This window comes from Synechococcus sp. CCY9202 (assembly GCF_034931685.1).
In the GTDB taxonomy this organism is placed as follows: domain Bacteria; phylum Cyanobacteriota; class Cyanobacteriia; order PCC-6307; family Cyanobiaceae; genus CBW1002.
The window spans coordinates 1-7,085 of the sequence record NZ_JAYGID010000042.1; the positions used below are offsets into that span (position 1 = coordinate 1).

Here is a 7,085-nt window from a genome sequence, read left to right on the forward strand (position 1 = left end):
GCTGATCAGATCGAGATCGGTTGCAGCAGAAGCGCCTTCAAGCACGGAAAGGGGGCGATTTCGCCGACCTCAACCCATGCTCGCAGCACCGGCAAGGAGCCCTGTGACAGACTTTGAATCAACCCTGCGCACGATGCCACCGCGAGCGCCCCGGAACAGCAGCGGATGCACCGTTTCCGCATCCACGAACTCCTTGCCATACCAACCGGAGGCCTCGAGCCAGCCGTCCATCGGATGACCCGTGCGAATCTCGGCTCCGCGCCAGAGGCCGATCAGGGCGGCAGCGTCGACCGGCGCCAGAGAATCGAACCAGTTCAGAGCGTCTTCCGTGCTGGCCTGGCGGCTCTCGAGAATCGCGCTTGGCGCGCTGGCGGTTGCGGTCACAACGGTGTTCAGAGGTTGGGGGAGTCGATGTTCAGGCGCTGGGCCGGAAGAACGTCAAGGAAATGACAGAGATGCAGCATGGCCGTCCGGTCAAGAGGAGGGTAGGTGGATGAAGCAGCGATTGGATATCCGCCCTTTGCGGCCGGTCGACATCGCCCATGTGACGGCCTGGGCTCGCGCCGAAGGCTTTGCACCTGGTCAGGGAGATGTGGCGATCTACCGCCACACCGACCGGCAGGGATTGTGGCTGGGTTGGCTGGGAGAAGAGCCGATCGGCTGCATCGCGGGGGTGCGCTACAATTGCGCCTACGGATTCATCGGTCTGTTCCTGGTCCGACCAGCCTGGCGTGGCCAGGGCTATGGACTGCAGCTCTGGCGCCATGCCATGCACCATCTGGCCGACGTGCCCTGCATCGGCCTGGAGGCCGCCACCGATCGCATTGCTGATTACGCCGGCTGGGGGTTCCATGCCGCCTCTCCGACCAGTCGCTGGAGCCTCCTGTCGGCAGGACAACCGAAACCTTCCGCACGGTGGCGGCAAGGGACTGGGGCGGCGCTTGCGCTGGTGGGCGCTGACGCTGTTCACGACGCAGCCGTGGTGGCCTACGACGCGCGCCACGCCCCCAGCCCCCGCCCTCACTTCCTGCGCGACTGGCTGCACCATCCAGCCGGAACAGTGCGGGCCCTCATCGATGGGCAGGGCTGCTGCCATGGCTTCGGGCGGATCAGGCCCTGCCTGTTGCCCACCTCAGAAGGCTGGCGCGTGGGTCCGTTGATCGCGGACACGCCCGCACTGGCAGAGGGGTTGCTCCGTGGCTTGCTCCTGGAACACCCGGGGCAGGTGCTGATCGATGCCCCCCAGGTCAATGCCGCTGCAGCGCAGTTGTTGGCGGGACTCGGTTTCGACAGGGTGGGACAGACCCTGCGCATGTATCGCGGACCACGTCCGCAGCTCCCGCTTGAGGAAGTCTTCGGGCTGGCCTGTCTGGAGCTCGGCTGATCGGCTCGGCAGGATGGATCACGGTTGTCCGCAACACGGCTGCCTCGCTGCTGGGGGAACTCCCTGCCCATTGGTTTGACTGCCCAAGGGCGGGGCACTGGCTGGCATCTGGCGCAGATAGGCGGCCACCGGCAGCCGTTGGGTCTGGTTGTAGCCCACGGGAAGCCACAGATCTCCAAGCGCGGAATTGAAGTGGATCTCCCAGTGATACAGACCGGTGAAGGCGCGCGGATCGTCGCGCAGCAGGGCGGCGTAGTGGAGAACGGCGCGCCCGTAGTTGTCGCTGTTGTTGTACCCCCAAAGCCCCCGACGAATGTCCTTGAGGCCACCGCGGCGCACCAGATAGCGGGCCGCCGCTCCGATGGCATCGTGGGGATTGCGGATGTCACCCTTGCCGATCCCGGGTTCGGCCCAGGTGGTGGGCAGGAACTGCATCGGGCCCCGCGCGTCGGCCACGGAGATCCCATCGATCCGGCCCATTCCCGTTTCCACCAGGTTCACAGCCGCCAGCACCTCCCACTCAATGCCCGTGGCGGCTTCCGCCTCGCGGTAGTAGCGCAACAGCGCCTCCGCCGGCTCCGGAGCAATGATCCGCCAGGCCGGCAAGGTGGCCGAGCCGCGGCCCCCGCTGTGCATGGCCAGAAACTCGCGCCGCGCCGCCAGGTGGTGATCGAACACACCTCGCCAATCGGCGCTGAGTCGATTCCGCACCGCCTCGGCCCGTTGCGGCTGGTGAGACAGGGTGCGGTAGATGACCTGTTGTTGATGGCCCAGTGCCGGGAGATCAGAGGCATCGGTGTGGTCCGAACGAAGGGCCACCTCCACTGCCATCAACAGGTCGGCCAGCGCCTGGGGGGTCTCCGGAACCAGGGGGTAGTGGCGGCCATCCGCCGCCCGGGGCAGGGCAGGATCGATCGGCAGTGCAACAGCCGGGGGGGCATCCTCTGTTGTCACGTCCGTCATTGGTTCGGGAACCATGGCCGCCAGGTGGTGAGGCAACCGTCGCTGGAGCTGAACACCACCGAGCAACGCCAGTCCGCCCAGCAACAGAAACAGGAACCGACGCAGAGGCTGCCGCATGGAGGATGGGGCGATTGCACCATGGCGACCCTATCGGCAGCAGCACCCCCACCCCCACGTCCTTGATGGCCGGAATGTCGTCCACTCTTCTTCGACTCCCTCTGGGTCGGCCAGGCCTGAGGGTGATGGGATGGGCGGGGATCGACCCCCAGGCTTTCGCAGTGGATGACTTCCGGCTGTCGTGAAGGTCAACGTCCAGAAGCTTGGACGCTAGGCCTTGTGATATGGACTGCCCTGGAGAATGCTCTGGGCACGATAAATCTGCTCGATCAGAATAAGTCGTGCCAGCTCGTGGGGAAACGTCATCGGCGAGAGGCTGAGAATCCTGTGCGCCCTTGCCTTCAGGTCAGCATCCAGTCCAAAGGCTCCGCCGATCACGAAAGCGATCCGGCCCGAGGCCATGGCATCGAGACCATGGGCCCAGGCGATGGAATCCAGCGCGCTGCCCTCTTCACTGAGAGCCAGCATGATTTCCTCCGGTTGCAGGATCGCGAGGATCTGATCCCGCTCACGGGCGGGGATCGAATCCTTCACTTCATGGATCACCAATCCGGGCAGCCGTTTGCGATAGGTCTCTAATCCTTCGCGAATCCAGGGCTTACGGATCTTGCCCACGGCGATCACCCGCAATCGGGAGGGGTTGAGCACCATGGCGCCAAGGGATAGATCATCAACCTAGACGTTACTGCCAGCCAGCGATTTCGCGGACGCGGACGTTCTCTGAACACAGCCGTGCCTTGAGAGGAAGTCACATGTTGGCAACGATAAACATGCCCACTGATACAGACGAAGCAGGCCGCTGTGCCGGAGACCACAGCATCAGTATGGCAATATCGAGAGAGCAGAAGAGTCAGATGCTAGCCAGATTTGTTCCGATGATCAAAAGGGCGAATCAATCAGGCTCCGTGAAGAGCATTGAATCCTCTGAGTCAATGCCCATATTCAACAACGATTCAGATCGTTGACCGACCCGTTCGCGACGGCCCAGATCTCGGGCTTGCCAAGTCACAAGAATCGCTGCGGCGCTCCAGGGACGGGGTTGCCTTTGGCTAATTTTGTGCAAAGGTAGACCAGCGCTCTTGACTCTCCTCTGTGATCGGCTCGCGATTCTGGATTGCAACTCTACTCGTCGTTGCCAGTTACTTTCCTGCAAGTCCGGCCCTTTCTGGCGTGCCTGTTCGCCTGAGTACTGGCTCTGGGGTATGGAGCAGTGACCGCGAAGACTTTGAGACTTTTCTCAGGGATGGCCGGACTTCGGATCGCGGCATTGCCTCCCTTGTGCGCAAGTCTGGATGGACGGCGGACGAGGTTCGTGCCGGTTTCCTTCGTCTCTATTCGGTCGATGTCGCAGGCCTTGCCCGGTTCCTCAACTCCGAGCCCGGTGTGATCTTTCTCAAGAATCAGACTCGTAGCTACATCCCTTACGCCAGCCTGAGCGAACATCGCGTTGAAGCCCTGCGTTCCGCGATTCTCGCTGATGCCGCTGATGGCGAGATCTCTGCCGCTGGAATCCTGGCCACTCTCCCCACGGACTTCCGGCTCGCCCGGCTTGGTGGTTACGACGGTGTTCAGAATGTCTGCGCCGAGTTGCGGTGCGAGGGGAGTGAGCAGTGCACCTCTCTGCTCTCTTGGTATATGTTCCTGCCGGCGTGTCTTGAGGCCAATGCCATGGCGACGGCAGTCGATGAAATTGACTTCAGCCCACTGGAACCCAACCGCAACCGTCGCCCTCGCTGACTGCCAACATCCAGCTGGTCGCGGCTGGTCAATGGTGTCGAAGCTGTCGCCGAGACGCCTCCCTCCACGATGAGATGGGCTGTCGTTCCCTTCCATCCTGCCTAGCTTCCGGTGATGGAGTGCGGAGTCTTGAGTCATGTGCCTTGACTGTCATTGCAACCAGATCGGCACCGGCACCCAGGCGCTGATTGCTCCTTCGGTGGTCACCCTGCCGCTAACTGCTCGGCTGCTGGGCCGTAACGATGCCCAGGCCTCTGCCAACCGCAAATGGTTCGCTCAAGCCGGTGTGCGGGCGGTGAACCTGCTGTCTTCCCCTGGCGCCGGCAAGACGGCCCTGCTCGAGCGGCTCGGTCGTGACTGGGGCAGCGCCGTGCCCATGGCCGTGGTGGTGGGCGATCTCGCTACCGACAACGACGCCACGCGCCTCCGTGCCGTCGGCCTCGACGCCGTGCAGATCACCACCGGGCAGGCCTGTCATCTCGACGCCTCCATGGTGCACCGCGCCCTCCATGGCCTGGCGCTGGAGACGCTTGAGCTGCTGCTGATCGAGAATGTCGGCAATCTGGTCTGCCCCGCCGCCTACGACCTGGGCGAGCAGCTAAGGGTGGTGCTGGTCTCGGTGACCGAGGGGGAGGACAAGCCGCTCAAGTACCCCGCCACCTTCGTGGCTGCCGATCTGGTGCTGATCAGCAAGATCGATCTGGCGGAAGCAGTGGGGGTGAACCTGCCGTTGCTGCATCGCCACATCCGCCAGGTGGCACCGGCGGCAACCGTGCTCGAGGTCTCGGCGCGGACGGGCGCCGGAGTCGACGCTCTGCTGGCCGCCCTGCGCGGTTCTTCTGTGCCATGGGGCGCTGACCTGTCTGCCGGCACGGCCCCAGCCCGGCTCCATGGCGCCCGCCCCTGAGGCCACGCTCACCCTCCACTGCCACGGGGTGGTGCAGGGGGTGGGCTTCCGGCCCTGCGTGCACCGCCTCGCCACCGCCCTGGATCTCTGTGGCGTGGTGGACAACCACAGCGGCGCGGTGGTGGTGCAGCTCAGTGGCTGTCGCTCGGCGCTGGAGCGCTTTCTGGAAATCTTGCCCAGGGAGTTACCCGCGCCGGCTCGCCTGGAGTCGCTTCAACCCCACTGGGGCCCGCCCCCCGCACCAGGCTGCGACCCCAGGGGAATCCGGCTCGGGCATCAGCCGCCGCACTGGCTGAAGGAGAGCCTGTTCGCGCCGGCCCTGGCCGCCGACCAGGCCCCCTGTCGCGCCTGCCTGGCGGAGCTGAACGAACCCGCCAACCGCCGCCACGGCTATCCCTTCATCAGCTGCAGCGCCTGCGGGCCGCGCTACAGCATCGCCACCGCCGAGCCCTACGCCCGTGCCCACACCACCCTGGCCGGCTTTCCGCTCTGCCAGGCGTGCCAGCGGGAGTTTGACGACCCCAGCGACCGCCGCTTCCATGCCGAAACGACCGGCTGCCCGACCTGCGGGCCCCGGCTGGCCTTCTGGCCTGCCGATGGCAGCCAACCCACGGAGGATTCAGGTCGTGGATGTCAGGGAACCAGCGGTGCGATCGCCGCTGCCGTGGCGGTGCTGCGCCGCGGCGGCATCCTGGCCCTGCAAGGGGTGGGGGGCTTCCAGTTGCTGGTGGACGCCACTGATCCAGCGGCGCTGCAGCGGCTGCGGCAACGCAAACAGCGGCCCCATAAGCCCTTTGCCCTGCTGGTGGACTCCGCCAGCTGGATCGAGCCCCTGGTTCAGCTGACACCAGCGGAGCGGGCGGTGCTGGAGAGTGCGGCGGCCCCGATCGTCTTGCTGCGGCGCCACGGGGGCCGCCGGGCCCACGCCAGTGGCCGCCAGGAACCAGCGCTGCCCGAGGCGGTGGCGCCGGGCAGTCCGTGCCTGGGGGTGATGCTGCCGGCTTCACCGCTGCACCACCTGCTTGCCGCGGCCTTCGGTAAACCCTTGGTGGCCACCAGCGGCAACCGCAGTGGCGAGCCACTCTGTATCGCGCCTCCTGAGGCGGTGGACCGGCTGGCCGGCATCGCCGATGCCTTCCTGGTGCACAACCGGCCGATCGTCCGGCCCCTGGACGATTCGGTGCTGCAGCTGATCGAGGGCCGACCGGTGCTGCTGCGTCGCGGCCGTGGCTACGCCCCCGAAGCCCTGCCGATCACGGCAACGCCACCCATGGCCATAGGGGAGGTGCGGTTGGCCCTGGGCGGCGATCTCAAATGTGCGCCGGCCCTCGCCAGGGACGGGCAGGTGTGGCTGGCACCCCATCTGGGCGATCTCGACAATCCTCGCCAGAGCCGGCGTCTGCGGCAGGCGGCGGCGGAGATGGTGAGCGTCCGGCCGGCGTCGAAGGGGCCGCCGCTCACGCTCCTCTGCGACAGCCATCCGGATTACCGCAGCCACCAGATCGCCGCTGATCTGGTGGCTACGGCCTCACCGGGCCAGGGCTTGGCAGAGAGCGTGCGGCTGTGCCCGGTGCCGCACCATCTGGCCCATGGCCTGGCGGTGGTGGCCGAACACGGCCTGGCGGCCTGCCTGGAGCAGGCGCCGCTGCTGCTGCTGGTCTGCGACGGCCTCGGCCTCGGGGTTGGATCAGGCTCCGAGCCCGCATCCGGCAGTGCGCCTGCAGCGCCCCTCTGGGGCTGCGAACTGCTGCTGCTCGAAGCCGGTGGACCTGCGATCGATCCGGCCGCAAAGCCTGGGCTGCATCCTGCAGGGAAACCGGCCCGGAATCCAGCGGAACCGCTGCTGCGCTGGCGGCGACTGGCCAGCCTGCGGCCGTTCCCCCTGCCCGGTGGAGATCGGGCCAGCCCCGCAGGCCCCACGGTTCTTCTTCCGTTCATCGCTTTTGGGGGTGGGCTGTTGGCGAGCGTGTCGCCCTG

The 7,085-nt window shown here is 66.0% G+C and carries 7 protein-coding genes; 4 read left to right on the plus strand and 3 right to left on the minus strand.

Annotation, left to right across the window (positions count from 1 at the left end; translation table 11 throughout):
• Positions 1-69: 69 nt before the first annotated feature.
• Positions 70-384, minus strand: a complete 315-nt coding sequence (locus tag VB777_RS06440; RefSeq protein WP_323247814.1) for a GXWXG domain-containing protein — start codon at positions 382-384, stop codon at positions 70-72.
• Positions 385-493: 109 nt separating this feature from the next.
• On the opposite strand from VB777_RS06440, the gene VB777_RS06445 reads away from it, so the two are divergent.
• The gene (locus VB777_RS06445; protein ID WP_197169681.1) at positions 494-1,384 is read left to right on the plus strand and encodes a GNAT family N-acetyltransferase; all 891 of its coding nucleotides are present in this window, start codon (positions 494-496) and stop codon (positions 1,382-1,384) included.
• Positions 1,385-1,402: 18 nt separating this feature from the next.
• On the opposite strand, the gene VB777_RS06450 is transcribed toward VB777_RS06445, so the two are convergent.
• Both VB777_RS06450 and VB777_RS06455 read right to left on the minus strand, forming a co-directional pair.
• The gene (locus tag VB777_RS06450) at positions 1,403-2,464 is read right to left on the minus strand and encodes a transglycosylase SLT domain-containing protein (protein ID WP_416238118.1); all 1,062 of its coding nucleotides are present in this window, start codon (positions 2,462-2,464) and stop codon (positions 1,403-1,405) included.
• Between the two features lie 210 nt (positions 2,465-2,674).
• A complete protein-coding gene (locus tag VB777_RS06455; RefSeq protein ID WP_322757477.1) occupies positions 2,675-3,115 on the minus strand; it encodes a 23S rRNA (pseudouridine(1915)-N(3))-methyltransferase RlmH in 441 nt (146 codons plus the stop codon).
• A 441-nt stretch (positions 3,116-3,556) separates the two neighbouring features.
• Here VB777_RS06455 and VB777_RS06460 point away from each other — a divergent pair, with 441 nt between their 5' ends.
• The 3 genes from VB777_RS06460 to VB777_RS06470 all read left to right on the plus strand — a co-directional run.
• Positions 3,557-4,201, plus strand: coding sequence for a protein phosphatase (locus VB777_RS06460; RefSeq protein WP_323247816.1), 645 nt, complete (start codon positions 3,557-3,559; stop codon positions 4,199-4,201).
• 136 nt (positions 4,202-4,337) lie between these two features.
• Positions 4,338-5,108, plus strand: a complete 771-nt coding sequence (gene hypB, locus VB777_RS06465) for a hydrogenase nickel incorporation protein HypB (protein ID WP_197153907.1) — start codon at positions 4,338-4,340, stop codon at positions 5,106-5,108.
• A partial coding sequence (locus VB777_RS06470) for a Sua5/YciO/YrdC/YwlC family protein (RefSeq protein WP_323247818.1) occupies positions 5,092-7,085 on the plus strand: 1,994 nt, incomplete at its 3' end. The genes hypB and VB777_RS06470, both read left to right, overlap by 17 nt.

Coding starts and splice junctions, on each gene's coding strand:
- VB777_RS06455 (WP_322757477.1), bottom strand. CDS start 3,115: ATGGTGCTCAACCCCTCCCGATTGCGGGTGATCGCCGTGGGCAAGATC.
- VB777_RS06450 (WP_416238118.1), bottom strand. CDS start 2,464: ATGCGGCAGCCTCTGCGTCGGTTCCTGTTTCTGTTGCTGGGCGGACTG.
- VB777_RS06445 (WP_197169681.1), top strand. CDS start 494: ATGAAGCAGCGATTGGATATCCGCCCTTTGCGGCCGGTCGACATCGCC.
- hypB (WP_197153907.1), top strand. CDS start 4,338: ATGTGCCTTGACTGTCATTGCAACCAGATCGGCACCGGCACCCAGGCG.